Here is an 18198-nt window from a genome sequence, read left to right on the forward strand (position 1 = left end):
TCGAGTCTGTAGGCCTGCTTCATTTTGCCAACTATGTTGACAGATTCCGGGGAGGCTGACCCGATGATGGGCAAGCAGGGCCTTGCGATGGCTTGACTAATGGCAACCTCCTGTTTCACTACTCAAAAAGTGGGTGGCGTCTCCTCCTTTGAGCGGTCTTCATTGTGGTGGCAGGAAAGACTGTGTAAAATTTCGCGTCCAGAGTTCGTCATTCGATAACTCAGCTTGAATAGAGTCTATCTAGATCGCATAGAGACAAGACTCTTTGATATCCCCAAGATAAACCCCAGTGTGATAAAGACACCTTGGATAAGTAGAGTCATTATGCAACCTGTAAAGTGTTGGTATTCGATTGATGATCGTCTCGGAGCTCGTTGGCTGGCTTATATAGGCGTCATATCGTTATTATTATATGCCGCTTTACAATTTGTCTTGCCGAATACTCAAGAAGTGATGGAACGGGTCCTGGCATTTTCGGGGCTTGTCGCATTCTGCGTATACGGTAAAGGCTTGCGCAAGGCCCCCCTCTTATTATTGCTGGGGTTTCTCTGCGTACAATTGTTTTCCTGGAGCCTGGGATTATGGCAGTACCCGAAATGGGCGATAGATGATCCCAGACTCCAGGATCTGGCTAAATTGTTTATCTTCATCAGTGTGGCCTGGTGGTTGAACGGAAGTACACGAAATACTCTCATCGTATGGGGACTGGCAGTCGGCGGGGTCTTGATCACGACGCTGTTTGCACCAGGTGACGACGGATGGCTCACCGGGTTTACTGGGGAAAGAGTGGGATTCGGAATCCGTAATAACCAGCATGCATCCATGTTGTTTGGGGTTTCGCTATTGGGTTTGCTCTGTTTTGCTCGTCGCTTTTGGAGCGACGGTAACGCGCGGTATTTGAGAATAGCGCTTTGGTGCCTGGCGATGGTGATGGTGGTGACTGGCATCGCCGTTGGTCAGACAAGAGCCGTCTGGCTCAGTGCAACGATTGCAAGTGGCATCGGTCTGATACTCTGGGTTATCAAGTCCGTACTGGAGGGTAGAACCAGACATTTGACAAAGTATCTCGTCACAATTTCATTATCCATCGTAATCGGGGCAGGGGTACTGGTCTCTACACTGGGAGACTCTCTCAATCATCGCTTCCATAAAGAGAGCAGTGTGATATCTCAGTTGGTAGATGGCGAAATCACGGAAGTTCCTTATACAAGCATCGGCATTCGTATCAATAGCTGGATCGCGGCGAGCCAGTGGATTGCGGAACGCCCGATGACAGGGTGGGGACCTGAAGGGCGTCAGTTGGTCATGTCGGAAACGACCTGGCTGCCAGATTGGGTACTGGCAAAATATGGCCACCTGCATAATTACTTCCTTGAAACCTGGGTCGAATATGGAATTGTTGGACTTGTCGCGATGTCTCTATTGGCATTCTGGATTGGCCGTGCCACCTGGCTCGCGTGGCGGGGTAATGCGATGCCTGATGACATTGCCTGCTTCGGCCTGATGTTCTTCATCTATTGGATGATAATCAGTAACTTTGAATCCTATAATTCATTCCCGACAGGCCTGTTTGTCCATAATCTGATTGTCGGTGGTTTGATCACGCATTATTGGCGTTGGCGTTTGAGTCACCAGACTGCGTAATCGAATCTGTAAAGAAGTATGAATAAAGCGTGTCAGAAAATTCTGGCGCGCTTTATTTTTGAATACAAGATTATTGAATGTCACCTAATATGAGCAAGAGGTGCCAGTAAGCTGAAAGGGGACGAGTGAGTCCATGTTTCTGATACGGTGCATCATTGAAATATTTATGAATAATGCTCCGGGTTTCTGATTTGAGGTATCTCAAGCGGTCATCAGATAGACACGATCTGCTATGCATCACCATCTGGTGATATCCTCTAGACTTTCGACTTTCCTCCACTGTTGCATCGATAGATAAATACAGTGAGTGTTGGAGTAATGCAAATGAACAATTCAGTGAAAACAGGAGCTGGGGAGTGGCATTCGATGGAAGCGATCAATTACTGACCAAGATAGAAGGTGGGAGATGAAAGCCAGAAAATATCTGACGACTGAGACGCATTACTATCGTATTGAGAGCCGCTCTCATGATAAATAATTAACATGATCTGATGCTTGCGAGTCTGCTCTGTCCCATCCGGTGTCGGGTGCATTTCACAAGAACAGCACCGTTTCTGTCGATCCCTTGGTCGCTTCATGCCTACGATGCACACTAAGGTGATGATTATCCGATGTTTTCTTGATCTAGCACCTGCAGGAAGATGGGCTTCATTGCCCTGAATCTAGCCAAATATGACGAAAATATGTATAATCCATGAAGATTTCAATAAAAACCTCGCTATTTTATCCAACAGGGCACCGTGCTCTCACTACGGCGCCCTGTTTGTCGTCTGGCCTCAGGAATTGCCCCAAAATCCTGGGGCGGTAGCGTGCCTAAATAAACAGAGACCCGAGACGTTATGAAAGGCATCTTGCGCAAGATAGGTAAGCATAAATTATTGCCAGTCGTATTTTCCGTTATTTCGCTTCTGGTTGGTAGTATGGTAATCGGTTCTGTTACTTCATTCACGATAGCCGTATTTGCACTAGTATGCGGATTGCAATTCCTGACGGGAAAATCAGCAAAGCTAGAGTATTATCTGTCTGGCTTGGAAGTCAAAGTGACTTCCAATGAAAACCCTGTTGGTAAATACGGGCAGAAAATCAATTTTGCTGCCTCACTTGTACCGTTATTGACAAGTCAACTGGGTTTATATGTACTCCCTATAGTACTACTATATATCGTGACTTCGCTGATTGCCGCATGGCCGATCATCCTCAAATTATTCAATAGAAAAAAGATAAGAGCGCATGCCGTGAAGGTGCTCGAGACAGAGCGTCCGACCGTCGCCGTGTACGTAACTGGAATGAAGGGGGTCGCATATCAAATCAACCAATGGCTTCCTGTATTGGAAAAGCTGGATCAGCCAGTGATTATCATACTTCGTGAGGCTGATATTTTCTCAGGGATGCTGCCTACGAATATTCTTACAGTAACAGCTAGAACACAGATCGATCTTGAGGCCATATTGAGGGGGGCTACCTCCGTAAAGAAAGTATTATATCCCGCCAATACAATGAAAAACGTACAAGCCTTGCGTTATCACCACCTGGATCATATTTTCATCAACCATGGTGAGAGTGATAAAGCCGTTAACCAAAGCAAATTGCTGATGGCCTATGATTATCTGTTTGTGGCTGGCCCTCTCTCGGAAGAGCGTTTGAGAGCTGCAGGGCTTCCGCTGAGAGAAGGGCAGGTGTTACATGTTGGACGTCCTCAAGCGGAAATGGCACTGAAATATCAAAAGGAGATAAATAGAATAAACACTATTCTGTATGCTCCTACTTGGGAAGGGCATGTCAAGAAAGTTGATTACAGCTCCATTGGAGAATTAGGTTACAAGTTATGTAAAGAAATTATAGAGCATGATGGTTTTTCACTGATATTCAAGCCTCATCCTTATACTGGTAGTATAAGCAGTACTCATAAGTATTGGTTAAGCAAGATCCTGAAGTTGTGCGAAGATCATGGTGTTGAAGTGCTGGATGAAAATAACTCACTGCATTGTGCAATGAACTCAAGCGATATATTGGTGTGTGATATTTCAAGCGTATTGAATGAATATCTTGTTACAGGGAAACCTATCATTCTTTGTAATACCCAATCACTTGATTTTGAACAATTGCATTCAGAGTATCCTTCTGCTGCGGCAGCTAGCCTTGTGAATGTTGAAAGTAATATTGTAGATGTCATACAACTGATTGAAAGAGAAGATCCACTCCAAGCATCAAGACAGAGGTTGAGAGTTTCTTCCTTGGGTGATCGGACAGATGATCCTTTGAGTATGTTCAAGTCACTACTATAGTATGGATGTTGTCGCGATGAATTTTTTTACTCATTTCAAGATAATGCTTGCAACATGGTCGTTAATAAATAAAGAGTCTCCTTCCTTTATCGGTGGTGCATTCTTTTTAGCAACATCCAGGCTGTTTCAACTGGCTGCTTTTTTCCTACCATTGAAGATACTAATCTTGGTCTCATCGGATGTTAAGCCAAGCTACATACAAATATTGCCATTTGACTTTGGTTTGAACGAAGCTGTTGTAATTTTTTCCTGCCTTGTTCCTATTGTCTATATCATGTATATAGTATGTGGGGTAATAAGTCGAAGAAGCCTCGACTATAGTCAATCTATCTTCATTGAAAATAGTGCTATTCCATTTAAAGATAAAAAAGCTAACAAACTTAAAAAAATGCATGGACACATCGGAAAAGCAGCATCTGAATTCATTTTGATTTCGTTATCCATGTTGCTGGTGTTAATGGTAAGTATCTCTACTGCATTAATACTGCTATTGATGATGATAATCACGATAGCTGCTATGTTCAAGATAGCGATATTCATGAAAGATACTGACAGGACTCATTACTTCAAATTGCATCGGAAGCAATGTATAGAATATGCTACTTCTGCAAATTTTATATTGGTATTTGTTGTCATCCTAACTCAGGTGATGTACTTGGGGATGGGAGTAATCGTAGCAATTTACGTATTACTGATATCACGAATGCTATTCCAAGCACTTCAGCGTTACTGTATAGAGTTGATGTATATCGATGTTGATTTATTAGGTTCAAATATGAGATGAATAATTCATATCGGCGATTATATCTCGACTAAACTAAATCAAAAAACGCAAGTGGTTAAGCCGAATTGTGCCACCATCTTTTATAAGATGGCAACGTCATTTCTAGCGTCAAGTTTCACATACTGGAATAAGTAATGAACCAGGTATCGTATACTGTATCCTCTCCCGCTTCTGCAATGGACGATATTGAAGACATTATTGTTGCGACCTATGACAGTAATGTTTTGGTCATAAGCGATCGAACTCACTCAAGGTTTATATCCTTGAATATAGATAAACTGTTGGGGGTTGATAAGATAGCATTCAAGGTTCGACTGAAGCAAAATGAGATGAATAAGATATTATTGGTACAGGAGCTGCCTGCTACTGATGAGATCTTGATCGTTTATTCCAACAAGCACTCATTGAGTTGCCTGAGAAAAGCCAATAAAGGTAATCACCCATTAAAGCAGTTTGTGAAGGTCAAGTTTAAGATTCTAAATCTATATGTAAGTAAGAATAAGGTCGCGTTGACTTACGTTGCATTTATTTCAAACCCATACAATTTGAATATTTCGAATACAAGAATCTATCTTGACGATAATAATGTACTTCCTGTGGAGATTCCGGTTGGGAAGTCATTTGTAAAATCCAAGCTTAAATTGTTGAGTTTGGTGAAGATAGCCAAATTTGGAATGCCAAGTTTATTGAAAGGTGGAGAGCCACCTATCAATAGCCAAGTTAAAATGGCACTCGATATTGACGGTGACACTGCAGTCTATCCTTCACAGACCCTAAAGATACATAAACAAAAAAACAGAAGATTGTACAGTGTGCCTGTTTCAACATGCTACACTGAAAATTTTGCAGTCCACTTTAGACGTACTTATAATGGGACACCGACCCTGGTAAGACGCCAAAAAAATGCAATTGAGGATGATTTCAAATTCAGGTTATTCGAATCGAGACCAATTAGCTTCTTGCTGTATCATATGGGCAGATTTTCCAGGTCCATTAGTGATGTGAATCATAATATCTACTTTGAGAAATATGCTTGTAAAGCAGAGGAGGGTGCTTATAATCTTTTCTGCAAAACAACAAACAGTAAAAATTCCAAGAATTACTATGTCATTGACGAAGAGTCAGATGATTATGCTGATATCAAACATAATGACAAGGTATTGAAGAAGTATTCTTATAGCTATTACTGGCACTTGTTTAGAGCAAATTATTTTATCTCTACTGAAGCTCCGGCTCACGTAAATTTATTGAGAAGTAATAACAAGTATGTAAGAAGAAAGTTGATAACAACACCGTTTGTCTTCTTGCAGCATGGAATTACATATTTGAAGAACCACGATAGAAAGGGGGTTTACGCGAAAAATAGAGAAGCAGAGCCAGCTTATATGGTAGTGAGTAGTGAAAAAGAAAAAAAAGTCGTCTCAGAAATGTTGCGCCTTCCTGAAGATAGATTATTGAATGTTGGTATGCCTGCATTTGATGATGTTGAGTATTCAAGTATCAACGATCTTACTGATGATGTTGTGACTATCATGTTGACTTGGAAACCATATGAAGAGCATTTGAATGATTTCACGGCGACAAGTTATTACCGTAATACTGTTGCAGTCGCTCATCTGCTAAAAGCAAAGTTACCTGCACTCAATATTCGAGTAGTTGCTCATCCGAAAGTATATGATGCTTTATGTCGCACAGATTTAAAGGATCAGCTATGGGTGGGTAAAATTTCTGATGCCCTGAAAGATACTAAGCTACTAATCACTGACTATTCCTCAGTCTGCTATAATTCATTTTACCGCGGCGCAGGTGTAATTTTCTTTCAACCAGATATTGTAGATTATGAACGCGAAACAGGCCCTTTGGTACCGCAGGAACATGAATATATCGGTTATAGAAGTTATTCTATTGAGGGGCTTAATGAAATTATCGATAGTGCGATATCTAACAATAAAATAAACCTTTCCTATGTACGAACTACTGAACACGAGTTTAGATATAAAGAGATCAATCAGTTTAGCGATGGCAACAATATCGATAGGCTGTTTAGTGCCCTTACTTCACTCAAGATTATTTGATATCAAGCAGATGTGATAAGGGTGAATGGATATTAGCTTCCACCTTGATAATGCCTGAATAGGGTTAAGCTATGATGAGGTTATATTAGATGAAGCATAACCCAATAGATATTTCACATGAGAGTGTGAAAACGGTTATTACCTATGGCACGTTTGATATGTTCCATATCGGGCATCTCAATCTCCTGAAGCGTCTCAGTGAGAGAGGTGATCGTCTGATAGTCGGTGTGTCAACTGATGAGTTCAACTTGCTGAAAGGCAAGAAGACACTGATTCCCTACGATCAGCGTGCCAAGATCGTGGAAGCGATCGATTGTGTAGATCTCGTGATTCCTGAAAACGACTGGGAGCAAAAAGTACGCGACGTCAAGGAATATAATGTCGATACTTTCGCAATAGGGGAAGATTGGAAAGGGGAGTTCGACTTCCTGCAGGAATATTGTGAAGTGCTGTATATGGAGCGCACCAAGGATATATCCACGACGGATCTGAAACGCTCACTGAAGCGGTTCTTGTCAATTCCTCATGAAGATCTCATCAAGGCTTTCGAAGTCTTGGAATTGCTCCGTAGAGATCTTGAATAATGATGATGTTACAAACGCTATGAAAGTTCAAAATCGCGTCTTGAGTGGCTATACCATGTATACCACTGAATTGGTACGCCTGGTCGATTTCTGTATTATCTTTCTGGCAGGGTTCAGTGCACACTGGTTCCATTTTGGGGGACTGGATGTTTCCGAGAGATATGGTTGGGGCATGTTGCTGGGGGGGATATTAGCTCTTCTGGTATTGCCGCATTTCAATATCTATCGTTCCTGGAGAGGACAAGTCCGCTTCCGTCTGGTATTCCAGATCATGGCCGGATACATGATGTTGGGAGGGCTGTTGGCGCTGGTCATGTTCATGACCAAGACAGGCGACAAGTTCTCCCGGCTGTGGGTTGGTTACTGGATGGTAAGTGCTACGACCTACTCCATCCTGATACGTGCGATTGCTTATCCTGTTCTCAATCATTTGCGAGCCAAGGGCAAGAATCGCAAAAGTGTCCTCTTGATTGGTGATGCCTTGACCTGTGTTGGTGCTGTGCGTCAGCTAGCCAAGATCCCGACAGCAGGATTTGATGTAGAACGAGTCATCTTGACTGGGGGGATTGAGTATTGGGGGTGGAGCGCGATCGAGCCAGAGCGCTACCAGCCTGACCAACAGATCGTCCATCAGGAGCAGGAAGTCTGGATCTGTCTCCCATTGACGCAAGGTAACCTGGTTCGTGATATCCAGTCAGAGTTGAGCCTGACGACCTGCAATGTGCGTTATATGCCCGATATGCGTGATTTCCGCCTTATCAACCATGATGTATCAGATGTTGCCGGTCTGTTCATGCTTGATCTGAGTTGCAGTCGCATGTCGCTGGGCGCAAAGCTTCTCAAGTGGATCGAGGATCGCCTGCTGTCATTGATCATCGTGATTCTGCTGTCACCTTTATTGGCGCTTATCGCGCTATTGGTGAAATGTACCTCTGCGGGCCCGGTGTTCTATACCCAAGAAAGGGTCGGGCTGAACGGAAAGCCTTTCAAGATGCTGAAATTCCGCTCGATGCCAGTCGACAGTGAAAAGGGTGGGGTGCAGTGGGGAAATGCCCAGGCGAAACGAACTACCCTTGTGGGCAGGTTCCTTCGCAAGACCAGCCTGGATGAGTTGCCGCAGTTCCTCAACGTGCTCAAAGGTGACATGTCAATCGTGGGGCCGCGTCCGGAACGCACGATCTTCGTCGAAAAACTTCGTCACGAAATTCCTGGTTATATGCAAAAGCACATGGTCAAGGCCGGTATCACGGGCTGGGCACAGATCAATGGTTGGCGAGGCGATACGGACCTGGCCAAGCGAATTGAATGCGACCTGTGGTATGTAGAGCATTGGTCATTATGGCTGGACTTACGTATCATCATGCTGACTCTCTTCAAGGGTTTGATCCATAAACATGCGTACTGAAACATTGGTGAAAGTGAAATGAATATCGAAGTCGAAAAATCCTATCGGCTTCTACGGTTTTTGAATAAACCACGCCACCCATTACTTCGTTATCCTTTGGCCTTGTTATCCGGCATTGGTGTGTGGATGCTGGGTGCGCCTCTGGCCGTAGCGGCAGACAGTATCAAGCTCGCATCGCGAAGCAATGGACTGAAAATCGTCGTGCGGCGAGGCATCTGGTTTGCGCATACCGGGTGGCTGCCAGTGTCGACCAGGTCTGATTTCTTTTTCGATATTTCTGAAGAAATGTCTACCAAGGCGGCCGACTGCCTCATTGCCTGGTTGGCTGACAACCGGCGCATCACTGACTTTGAACGCCATATCTGGCAGGCTGATCTGCATGGTGGGAAGCTGGAAAAAGCCGATTTCTCAGAGTGTGATAATGATCGTGATACGTCTACCAGCAGTCTGGTCATCTCTCCGCAAGACTCACTCTGGCAATATGACAAATCTTTCTGCGCCAGCGTCAATCATGCATTGTCGATCATCAGCGCTGACATGGACAATCCGACAGCAGCGCCTGTCGTGGCGCATAAGTTCCAGAAGTCAGCGCAGTCGTTTGACAAGAATGATGCCTATCGCACGATCAAGGATTGCGATAGTTTGATGGGTAGCCTTGAGTGGCCCTGGTATGTCATCAGTGGCACGCTTCTTGGAGCCGTGAGAGAACAGGATTTCCTGGGACATGACTACGATATTGATATCGGTGTCGACGCCAAGGACTTTGATATCAAGCAACTTCGAGATGCTGTTGCTGGATCCAACAATACCTGGTTCATAAAGTCAGAAAGTTATTGTACTTTCCGGGAAGTCGTATCCGAGCGTGCCGTGCGATATTCCAGATTGACTCAGCCGATACTTGTCAAGCTCGTGCACCATACCGGCCTTGTCGCTGACCTTTTTGTTCATGTGCAAGAGGGGAGCGTCGTCTGGCATGGCTCCGCTATCCACCGGTGGGACAACTCGGAGTTTTCGTTGACTGACTACACCTTGGGCAGTCAGGTAGTCAAAGGTGCCGCGGATGCTGATCGTTACTTGACTGAGAACTATGGCGATTGGCGTACCCCCGTGACGCGTTTCGATTGTAGTATTGATCCTCCCAATATCCGTTATTCTCGAACTGCGCGTTCAATCACGTACTTGAGCAAGGTCATTTATCGCTATCTGCTTGACGGTGATGTCGAGAAGGCACGTCAATACCTCTCTGCACTGGAAAGCGATGGGATGATCCTCAAGCAAGACGGTGTCTATCGTTATTGTTAGAGGATCGCGAAGATTCGGCTTCTCGCATCGTGGGAATGCTGACGGTATCAAGGATATGAATGACAGAAGCCCGCCAAATTGGCGGGCTTTTTTGTTTGTCATCTCATGACCTGGCGCATCCCATCCACCAAGCGGCTGATGTCGGAGGGCGCATCGTGCTTGAGCTCCGGCGGGAGCAGGGCATCCGGCAGGTCCTGATAGCAGACCGGACGCAGGAAGCGGTGAATGGCGGCGGTGCCGACCGAGGTGGTGCGGCTGTCGGAGGTGGCGGGCCAGGGGCCGCCATGCACCATGGCGTCACAGACTTCGACCCCTGTCGGCCAGCCATTCACCAGGATGCGGCCTGCACGACGCTCCAGCACTGGTAGCAAGTGGCAGGCCGCGGTGTGATCTGCTTCATCGAGATGCAGCGTGGCGGTCAGCTGGCCTTCGAGTGCACTGCAGACCTGCTTGAGCTGAGCGAGATCCTCGCATTCGACGATCAGCGAACTTGAGCCGAAGACTTCCGCCTGCATGGCCTCATTGGCAAGAAAGTCACTCGCCTGGGTGCTGAACAGCTGTGTCTGACACGGGCTGGCGACGGGGGAGTCGCTTTCACCGCTGGCCAGACAGGTGATGCCTGGCTGTTCGGACAGGCTCGCGACGCCTTGGGCATAGGCCTTGTGGATGCCGGGTGTCAGCATGGTCTGCACTGGGCTTGCCTGGATGGCAGGGATGGCCGCCTGCTTGAAGCGTTCCAGCGCTGCGCCTTTCACTGCCAATACCAGTCCCGGGTTGGTGCAGAACTGCCCGGCGCCCATGTTGAGCGAGCCGACGAAGGCCTCACCCAGCAATTCGGCGCGGGCTTCCAGGGCCGCTGGCATCAGGATGACCGGATTGATGCTGCTCATCTCGGCGTAGACCGGAATCGGCTGCGGACGCGATTGGGCAAGCGTCAGCAGGGCGGTGCCCCCACTGCGCGAGCCGGTAAAGCCGACCGCCTGGATCTCGGGATGCTTGACCAGTGCCTGACCGACCTCATTGCCCGGGCCGAACAGCAACGAGAAGACGCCTTCCGGCATCTGACAACGCCGGGCGGCGCGCGCGACGGCCTGACCGACCAGTTCCGAGGTGCCCGGGTGGGCCGAGTGTCCCTTGACCACGACCGGACAGCCTGCGGCCAGTGCGGAGGCGGTATCGCCGCCGGCCACCGAGAAGGCCAATGGGAAGTTGCTGGCACCGAAGACGGCGACCGGGCCAAGCGGGATCTGACGCTGGCGCAGGTCTGCCCGCGGCAGGGGAGTGCGCTCCGGCAGTGCAGGATCGACGCGCACATCCTGCCACTCACCGCGACGCAGCACCCTGGCGAACAGCTTGAGCTGGCCGCAGGTGCGACCGCGTTCACCGTTAAGGCGTGCCTCAGGCAGGCCGGTTTCCTGCATTCCGCGCTGGGTCAGGATCTCACCGAGTGCCTCGATCTCCTCGGCGATGGTCTCGAGGAAGAGGGCTCTTTCTTCAGGCGTCGTGGCGCGATAGGCATCAAAGGCCTGGCCGGCCAGTCGGCAGGCGTCTTCCACATCCCCTGCATTGGCCCCCGGGTAGCCGGGCGCCAGGCGCTCTCCGGTGGCCGGATTGATGGCGTGGATCGCCTCGCCCTTGGCGGCAAAGCTGCGCTGTCCGATGAGCTGATGGCCGTTGAGTGTCATGGTGCCTCCTGTCTGGCATGTTGGGTGGGTCTGGCATCGTGGGTGATAGCGGCAATTGGCAGCCGATACCAGTGAATGGCGTTGTCGTGCAGAACCTGGTCGAACGCGATCTGGCGTTGGTCGTGAGACGCCGTCTGCGCAATGGCACCGGTCACCAGTGATAGCCAGTCGCCATAGCTGACCTTGAGTCCGGAGACCGGGAAGTTGCTGGCGAACAGACAACGACGTGGGCCGAAGATGTCCAATACATTGCAGAGCAGTTCGTGATTGGCGCTGGTATCCCAGGCATGCCAGGGTGTGCCCAGTTCCGAGAGCTTGACGGCGACATTCGGGTTCTCAGAAAGCGCCCGCATGCCTGCGCGCCACTGGGCGAGGCCTTCCGGCGTGCGATCCCACGGCAGGCCGCTGTGATTGAGAATGACGCGCAAGCCGGGGTAGTCCTGAAGCGTCGTGGCTGCCTCTTCGAGATGCCAGGCGGGCACGCGCAGGTCCCAGCTCAGGTCACGCGCTTTGAGCAGCGCCAGTCCCTCGCACCAGCGTGGGTCCTGCAGACTGCCGCTGGCTCCCGTTACCGACTGGCGGGTCTGAGGTGTGGCGGCGGTGACCGGCTTGGCACGCACGCCACGAAACAGCGCTGAGTCACATTGCGCGTCCAGCTGTGCGGCGCACGCAGGAGTACCAAAGGCCGCCCAGCCGACATGCGCACTCGGCAGGCCATGAATGGCTGCTTGCTCGGTAATCCAGCGCGTCTCTTTCTCAGCCTGTGGGCGTGACGCTTCGGCTTCACAATGCACGCTGCCGACCAGCTCGAAGCCCTCAGGCACCAGACGCTTGAGATCCGTGACCTGAAAGGGCTGGCGAATCGCGGCATAGTCGCCGAGAAAGAAGTTCTCCACCGGCGAGTCTTCCAGCCAGGGATACGCCACCTGGCCATCCAGCGCCCAGAGATGGTGGTGCGCATCGATCAGCGGCTGGCTTTGTGAAGGTTCGCGCTGTATTGGGGTATCTGTCATGACTGGCTCGTGTCCTGGCAAGAAGTATCAAGTGCCCACTGATTCAGTGGTCACGCACCAGCAAGCAAGACACGTCCGGCTCGGCGCGCGTCGCGAAGCTTCGGTGTACCTGACCGCTCTCCAGATCCAGCACCGCGATGCGATCCCCCTTGAGCGAGACAAAGGCCTGCTCGCCATCCGGATGGAAGCTCATCGCGATGGGAATCGCCTCAAGCTGGATGGTGCCCAGCGGTGCCAGCGTTTCATCGAACAATGACAGCGAGCTTTCGCCGTAGTTGGTGGTGATCAGGCGGCCCCTGGGGTCACGGTAGATGCGATTGGGGTCACGTCCCGTGGTCGCCGAGGCGCGCACGGTCATCGATTCGGTATCCACCGCCACGATGCTGTCATCATCGCGATTGCTGATGAACAGGGTGCGGCCATCGGCGGACAGGCTGTTGCCCTCCGGCTTGCGGCCCGGAATCATCGCGATGGGCGCGAAGGTGGCATCGTGCGGCTTGAACTTGGTGATGGTGTTGCTGAGCAGGTTGATGCCGTAGGCCCAGTCGCCTGCCTTGGTGAGCGCGAACAGGTGGGTCTTGTAGCCCCCGGAGGACACGGCCAGGTCCGGCGTGGACTGGGTCAGGGGCGTGTTGAACATCAGGAGGGTGTTGTGGCCCTCGCTCATCGCATACAGACGATCCTGCTCATCGATGCCCAGCCCATGGATGCGGTAGTACGGCCAGGTGCTGAGCGTGTTGACCAGCGTGAAGGTCTCGAGATCGACCACGAACACCGAGCAGCCGCCCTGATCGCCGATGCAGTCGGCACCGAGGATGCCGTAGTGGCCCACGAAGGCGTAGCGGCCGGTGGAATCCACCACGAACTCATGCGGGTAGTCCGGCAGGCGCAGATGGTTGAGCTCCTCGCCGCTGGTGGCGTCGTAAAGGCTCAGGGTGTGTGCGCATTTCTGGTTGAGCAGCAGAGCATCTCGGGACATGACATTTCTCCAATCAGCGAGGGCCTGTTTGTCAGAGCCTGGATATCAGGCTCTGGTTATCAAGGGCCCGTGCCCTCGCTGGAGTGACAGATAGGGAAAACGAAAAAGCGCTTGTGCGTTACTGAGTCACGGCGGCCGTGGTCTTCTGCGTGCCTTGCGGCTGGGCGTTGGTCGCGACATCGGCACCGGCCTGACTGGCGACCTGAATGGCATCGATCCAGTCACGGCCATTGGCGGCGATATAGCTGTCCCAGGTGGGTAGCACGACCTGCTGGAAGGCGGCGGTATCGACGTCGGCCTCGATCTTCATGCCCTTGGCGGCCAGTTCAGTGAGAATCTTCTGCTCGTTCTTCGCGTTCAGTTCGCGCTGATAATCACCCGCCTCGCGTGCTGCGCTCACCAGCACCTGCTGATACTCCGGTGACAGGCTCTCGAAGGTGTCGTCGTTCATCACCATCAACAGCGAGGTATAGGCCTGATTGGTCAGCGACAGGTAGTCCTGCACTTCGTAGAAGCCTGCCGACCAGACGATGCTGATCGGGTGGTCCTGCGCATCGACCGTGCCGGTCTCCATCGCGGTGTAGAGCTCACCCAGCGGCATCGGTACCGGGTTCGCGCCGAGCAGGGAGAAGGCCTCGATCAGTGACTTGTTGGAGTTGGTGCGCATCACCAGGCCATCGACATCGGCGGGTGTCTTGATCGGGTGCTTGGAGTTGGTCATCGCGCGAAAGCCGACCTCCCAGAAGGCCAGGCCCTTGAGGTTGTCCTGCTTGAGCAGTGCCAGGGCATCGTCGCCGACCTTGCCGTCCAGCACCTGATAGGCCGTCTTGCGGTCCGGGAAGATGTAGGGCAGATCGAAGGCGCCCAGCGCCGGCTGCAGGCCCGCGAAGTTGGGGTTGCCGGACAGCTCGATATCGATGGTGCCGCTGCGCACGCCGGCGATCATCTGCTGGTCACCGCCGAGCACGCCGTTGCCGAAGATGTTGACGGTGATCTCGCCATCCGTGCCTTCCTTGACCAGCTCGGCGAAGCGCTCGGCCGCCTGTTGCTGGGTATCGGTGGTCGGGGCCGCGTGGGCCAGCTTGAGCACGGTGGCTGCATGCGCGGCGCTCATTGGCGCAAGGAGAAGCAGACTGGCGAGGGAGGTCTTGAGCATTGGCGTCATGGAAAGGCTCTCTTGTCGTTGTTGTCGTGAGTGGCGCTGTTGTCGTGAATGGCTCGGTTGTCGTGAGTGGCGCTGGCGACCTGCTGAACTGCGGGTCAGTCGGTCATCCAGTACAGGGGCACGGTGATGATCTGCGGGAAGGCCACGAACAGCAGCAGGATCACCACATAGGCGAGGGCGAAGGGCGCGACGCCACTGACCGCCTTCTCGAACTTGAGGTTGCCGACGCTGGTGATCACGTTGAGCACGTTGCCGACCGGCGGGGTGATCAGGCCGATGGCGCAGTTGAGGACGAACATGATCCCGAAGTAGACGGGATCGATACCGGCCAGCTTGACGATGGGCATCAGGATCGGCGTGAGCACCAGAATGGTCGGGGTCAGGTCCATCACCATGCCGACTACCAGCACGATGCCCATGATGGCGAGCATCAGGATGCGCGGATCATCGGCCAGCGGCTGCAGCAGACCGGCGACCATCAGCGGCAGCTGGGCGATGCTGATCAGCCAGGAGGCGACCATCGCGGCGGCCACCAGGAACATCACGATGGCGGTGCTGCGCGCGGCCTGGGCGAGGACGGCGTAGAGCTGGCTCAAGTCCAGTTCGCGGTAGACCACGGTGGCGACGAAGATGGCGTAGACCGCGGCGACCACGCCGGCTTCGGTCGGGGTGAAGATGCCGCTCTTGATGCCGCCGATGATGATGACCGGCAGCATCATGGCCCAGAAGCTGTCCTTGAGTGCCTTGAGGCGCTCACGCCCGCTGGCCTTCTTGGTGACGACCAGATCTTCCTTGCGGGTCATGAACAGCCACATCACCACCAGGGTCACGCCCATGATCAGCCCCGGCACGATCCCGGCGAGGAACAGCTTGCCGATCGAGATGCCACCGGCGACCCCGATGATGATCAACGGAATCGAGGGCGGGATGATCGGCGCGATGATCCCGCCGGCGGCCATCAGGCCGGAGGAGCGGCCCAGCGGATAGCCTGCCTTGCGCATCATCGGCAGCAGCATGCTGGCCAGCGCAGCGGTATCCGCGACCGCGGAGCCGGACAGACTGGCCATGACGATGGCGGCGAAGATGGCCACGAAACCCAGTCCGCCCTTGCGGTGACCCACCAGCGACATCGCCAGCGTGACGATGCGCTGGGAGAGCCCGCCACGCGACATCACTTCCCCGGCGGTCAGGAAGAAGGGAATGGCCAGCAGGGTGTAGCTGTCGGCGCCGTTGACGAGGTTCTGGGCCAGGATCTGCGAGTTGAACAGATCCAGGTGCAGCATCAGCACGATGGCACTGACCAGCAGGGCAAAGGCGATGGGGAGGCTCAGGCCGATGGCGGCCAGCAGGGAGCCGAGGAAGAGCCCGATGGTCATGGCGTGTCTCCTTGCTGATCAGGTGAGGGGCTGGCGGCATTCGGTGGCGTGATGCCATGCAGGGCAAGGGGCGTCAGCAGTCGCCACAGCAGGATCAGCGACATCAATACGCCTGCCATCAGGCCGGCGAGATAGAAGACGCCGACGGGAATGCCGCTGATGGGAGAGAGATTGCGCCAATTGAGCACCGTCTGGTCGAAGCTGCCCTTGAGCAGCATCAGGCAGCAGCCGAGCATCACCAGGGTGACAATGCGATCCAGCACCCTGCGACATGCCGCCGGCAGCTTGTCGGCGAAGGTGTTGACGCTCAGGTGCTCCTGGCGGATCAATGCCGTCACGGCGCCCATGAAGGTGACCCAGACGAACAGGAAGCGGGACAGCTCGACGCTGATCGAGATGCCGCTGTTGAAGCCGTAACGCAGCACGACATTGACGAAGACCAGCGCGATCATCGCCACCAGTGCCAGCACCATCAGCAGGGTGAGGGCCTTCTCCAGTCCCTTGAAGATCGTCGTGATGCCGGTGGCAGTGCGGGTAGGCGCCGCTGACGCCAGCGGGGTGGCGTGGCTTCCCCGTGACTCGGAGGATGGCGCGATGGGCGGTTTGATCGACATGGATAACGGCATCTCTTGGGTCAGTTTGTTCATGGTGTTATCCCCGAAGGAAGCATCTCGATGACGGCGCGACAGTGCGACGCTGTGGCGAGCCGTGGCAGCACTGCCGCGGGTCGTTTTCTGGGACTGGTCACCGGAACGGATTGCTCAGACTGGTCGCCGGGACTGGTTGTGTTGACTAACGGGCGTCGGCCAGCGCTGCCTGGAATTGCGTCACCACCGCCGGGTCCAGCGCCTGGGTGTGCTGCTGGATCACCGGTGCCAGTGCCTCGCGCATGCGCTGACGTTCACTGTCCGCCACCACGTTGACGGTCATCTTGTCCTGCAGCTCGCTCAGCAGTTCCTCGTTCATGGCGCGGCTCTGCTCACGCTGATACAGCGTGGCTTCACGAGCGGCCTCGCGGACCAGCTGGCGTTGGGCGTCATCGAGTGACTGCATGAAGCCCGCCGAGGCGACCAGCACCTGGGCGTCATAGGCATGCGCGGTACGCGACAGGTACGTCTGGACCTCGAAGAAGCGCTTGGCGTCGATCACGGTGTAAGGGTTTTCCTGACCATCCACCGTGCGGGTTTCCATGGCGGTGAACAGTTCATTGACCGACATGGGCACGGCGTTGGCATTCAGTCCGTTGAAGAGGTCGATGTAGAGGGCGTTCTGCATGGTGCGAATCTTGAGGCCCTCGATGTCCTCGAGCGTCTCGATGGGACGGCGGCTGTTGGTCATGTGACGGAAGCCGTTCTCCCAGTACTCGAGTGCCACCAGCTTCTTGTCATCGAGGCTTGCGAGCAGGGCACGGCCGGCCTCGCCATCCAGCACCGCATCGGCGTGTTCACTGTCATCGAACTGGAAGGGCAGGCTGACGATGTTGAAGTCACGGTTGAGGCTGCTCAGGGTGGCAGTGGAGGGCGCGGTGAAGTCCAGGGTGTTGGACTGCAGCATCGAGGTCATGTTGACGTCATTGCCCAGAATGCCGTTGGAGAACACCGTGATGGTGATCTCGCCATCCGACTTCTCCTCGACGAGCTCCGCAAACTTCTTGGCGCCCAGTGTCTGGGGATGTGCCTCCGGCAGGCTGGTGCCCATGCGCGCGGTGATCTCAGCGTGGGCGGTGGTCGCGAAGGTCAGCATCAGCCCCAGGGTGGAGACCGTCTTGAGCAGGACGTTCGTGTGCTGGGCTTTGTTGAGCAGCGCTTTGTTGGACTGGGCTTTGTTGAGCAGCGTTTTGTTGAGCAGAGCGTGGCGGATGGACATGGCGAATTCCTTGCGAGTTGTTGTTATGGCAATCG

Annotated in this window: 14 protein-coding genes; 7 read left to right on the forward strand and 7 right to left on the reverse strand. The window is 52.7% G+C overall.

The window, feature by feature from the left end; all coding sequences use genetic code 11:
- The first annotated feature begins 324 nt into the window (after positions 1 to 324).
- The 7 genes from HXS65_RS16745 to HXS65_RS16775 all read left to right on the forward strand — a co-directional run bounded on the left by HXS65_RS16745 (position 325) and on the right by HXS65_RS16775 (position 10079).
- Complete coding sequence (locus HXS65_RS16745; protein ID WP_176494441.1) at positions 325 to 1644, forward strand: O-antigen ligase; 1320 nt, start codon at positions 325 to 327, stop codon at positions 1642 to 1644.
- An 839-nt stretch (positions 1645 to 2483) separates the two neighbouring features.
- Complete coding sequence (locus HXS65_RS16750) at positions 2484 to 3929, forward strand: CDP-glycerol glycerophosphotransferase family protein (protein WP_176494442.1); 1446 nt, start codon at positions 2484 to 2486, stop codon at positions 3927 to 3929.
- Positions 3930 to 3945: 16 nt separating this feature from the next.
- Positions 3946 to 4713, forward strand: coding sequence for a hypothetical protein (locus HXS65_RS16755; RefSeq protein ID WP_176494443.1), 768 nt, complete (start codon positions 3946 to 3948; stop codon positions 4711 to 4713).
- A 134-nt stretch (positions 4714 to 4847) separates the two neighbouring features.
- The gene (locus tag HXS65_RS16760) at positions 4848 to 6788 is read left to right on the forward strand and encodes a CDP-glycerol glycerophosphotransferase family protein (RefSeq protein WP_176494444.1); all 1941 of its coding nucleotides are present in this window, start codon (positions 4848 to 4850) and stop codon (positions 6786 to 6788) included.
- A gap of 89 nt (positions 6789 to 6877) precedes the next feature.
- Entirely contained in the window at positions 6878 to 7372 is a 495-nt protein-coding gene (locus HXS65_RS16765) for an adenylyltransferase/cytidyltransferase family protein (protein WP_084208297.1), read from the forward strand.
- A 55-nt stretch (positions 7373 to 7427) separates the two neighbouring features.
- Entirely contained in the window at positions 7428 to 8777 is a 1350-nt protein-coding gene (locus tag HXS65_RS16770; protein WP_176494445.1) for an undecaprenyl-phosphate glucose phosphotransferase, read from the forward strand.
- Between the two features lie 18 nt (positions 8778 to 8795).
- Complete coding sequence (locus tag HXS65_RS16775) at positions 8796 to 10079, forward strand: hypothetical protein (protein ID WP_176494446.1); 1284 nt, start codon at positions 8796 to 8798, stop codon at positions 10077 to 10079.
- Positions 10080 to 10177: 98 nt separating this feature from the next.
- Here HXS65_RS16775 and HXS65_RS16780 read toward each other — a convergent pair whose 3' ends face one another.
- The 7 genes from HXS65_RS16780 to HXS65_RS16810 form a co-directional block, all read right to left on the reverse strand.
- Positions 10178 to 11764 carry an aldehyde dehydrogenase (NADP(+)) gene (locus HXS65_RS16780; protein WP_176494447.1) on the reverse strand — a complete coding sequence of 529 codons (1587 nt, stop codon included), beginning with the start codon at positions 11762 to 11764 and terminating at the stop codon, positions 10178 to 10180.
- Positions 11761 to 12777, reverse strand: a complete 1017-nt coding sequence (locus tag HXS65_RS16785; protein WP_176494448.1) for an amidohydrolase — start codon at positions 12775 to 12777, stop codon at positions 11761 to 11763. The genes HXS65_RS16780 and HXS65_RS16785 overlap by 4 nt, the downstream gene beginning before the upstream one ends.
- A 43-nt stretch (positions 12778 to 12820) precedes the next feature.
- Positions 12821 to 13756 (reverse strand): YncE family protein, encoded by a 936-nt coding sequence (locus HXS65_RS16790; protein WP_176494449.1) that lies wholly within the window; start codon positions 13754 to 13756, stop codon positions 12821 to 12823.
- Positions 13757 to 13874: 118 nt separating this feature from the next.
- Positions 13875 to 14921 (reverse strand): DctP family TRAP transporter solute-binding subunit, encoded by a 1047-nt coding sequence (locus HXS65_RS16795; protein ID WP_176494450.1) that lies wholly within the window; start codon positions 14919 to 14921, stop codon positions 13875 to 13877.
- A 95-nt stretch (positions 14922 to 15016) separates the two neighbouring features.
- Positions 15017 to 16297 carry a TRAP transporter large permease subunit gene (locus tag HXS65_RS16800; protein WP_176494451.1) on the reverse strand — a complete coding sequence of 427 codons (1281 nt, stop codon included), beginning with the start codon at positions 16295 to 16297 and terminating at the stop codon, positions 15017 to 15019.
- Positions 16294 to 16944 (reverse strand): TRAP transporter small permease, encoded by a 651-nt coding sequence (locus tag HXS65_RS16805; protein ID WP_218015105.1) that lies wholly within the window; start codon positions 16942 to 16944, stop codon positions 16294 to 16296. Before HXS65_RS16805 ends, HXS65_RS16800 begins: the two co-directional genes overlap by 4 nt.
- Before the next feature lie 145 nt (positions 16945 to 17089).
- A complete protein-coding gene (locus tag HXS65_RS16810; RefSeq protein WP_176494452.1) occupies positions 17090 to 18163 on the reverse strand; it encodes a TRAP transporter substrate-binding protein in 1074 nt (357 codons plus the stop codon).
- Positions 18164 to 18198: the final 35 nt, after the last annotated feature.

Origin of the sequence: Cobetia sp. 5-25-4-2 (assembly GCF_013374075.1) — a bacterium.
GTDB lineage: Bacteria > Pseudomonadota > Gammaproteobacteria > Pseudomonadales > Halomonadaceae > Cobetia > Cobetia marina.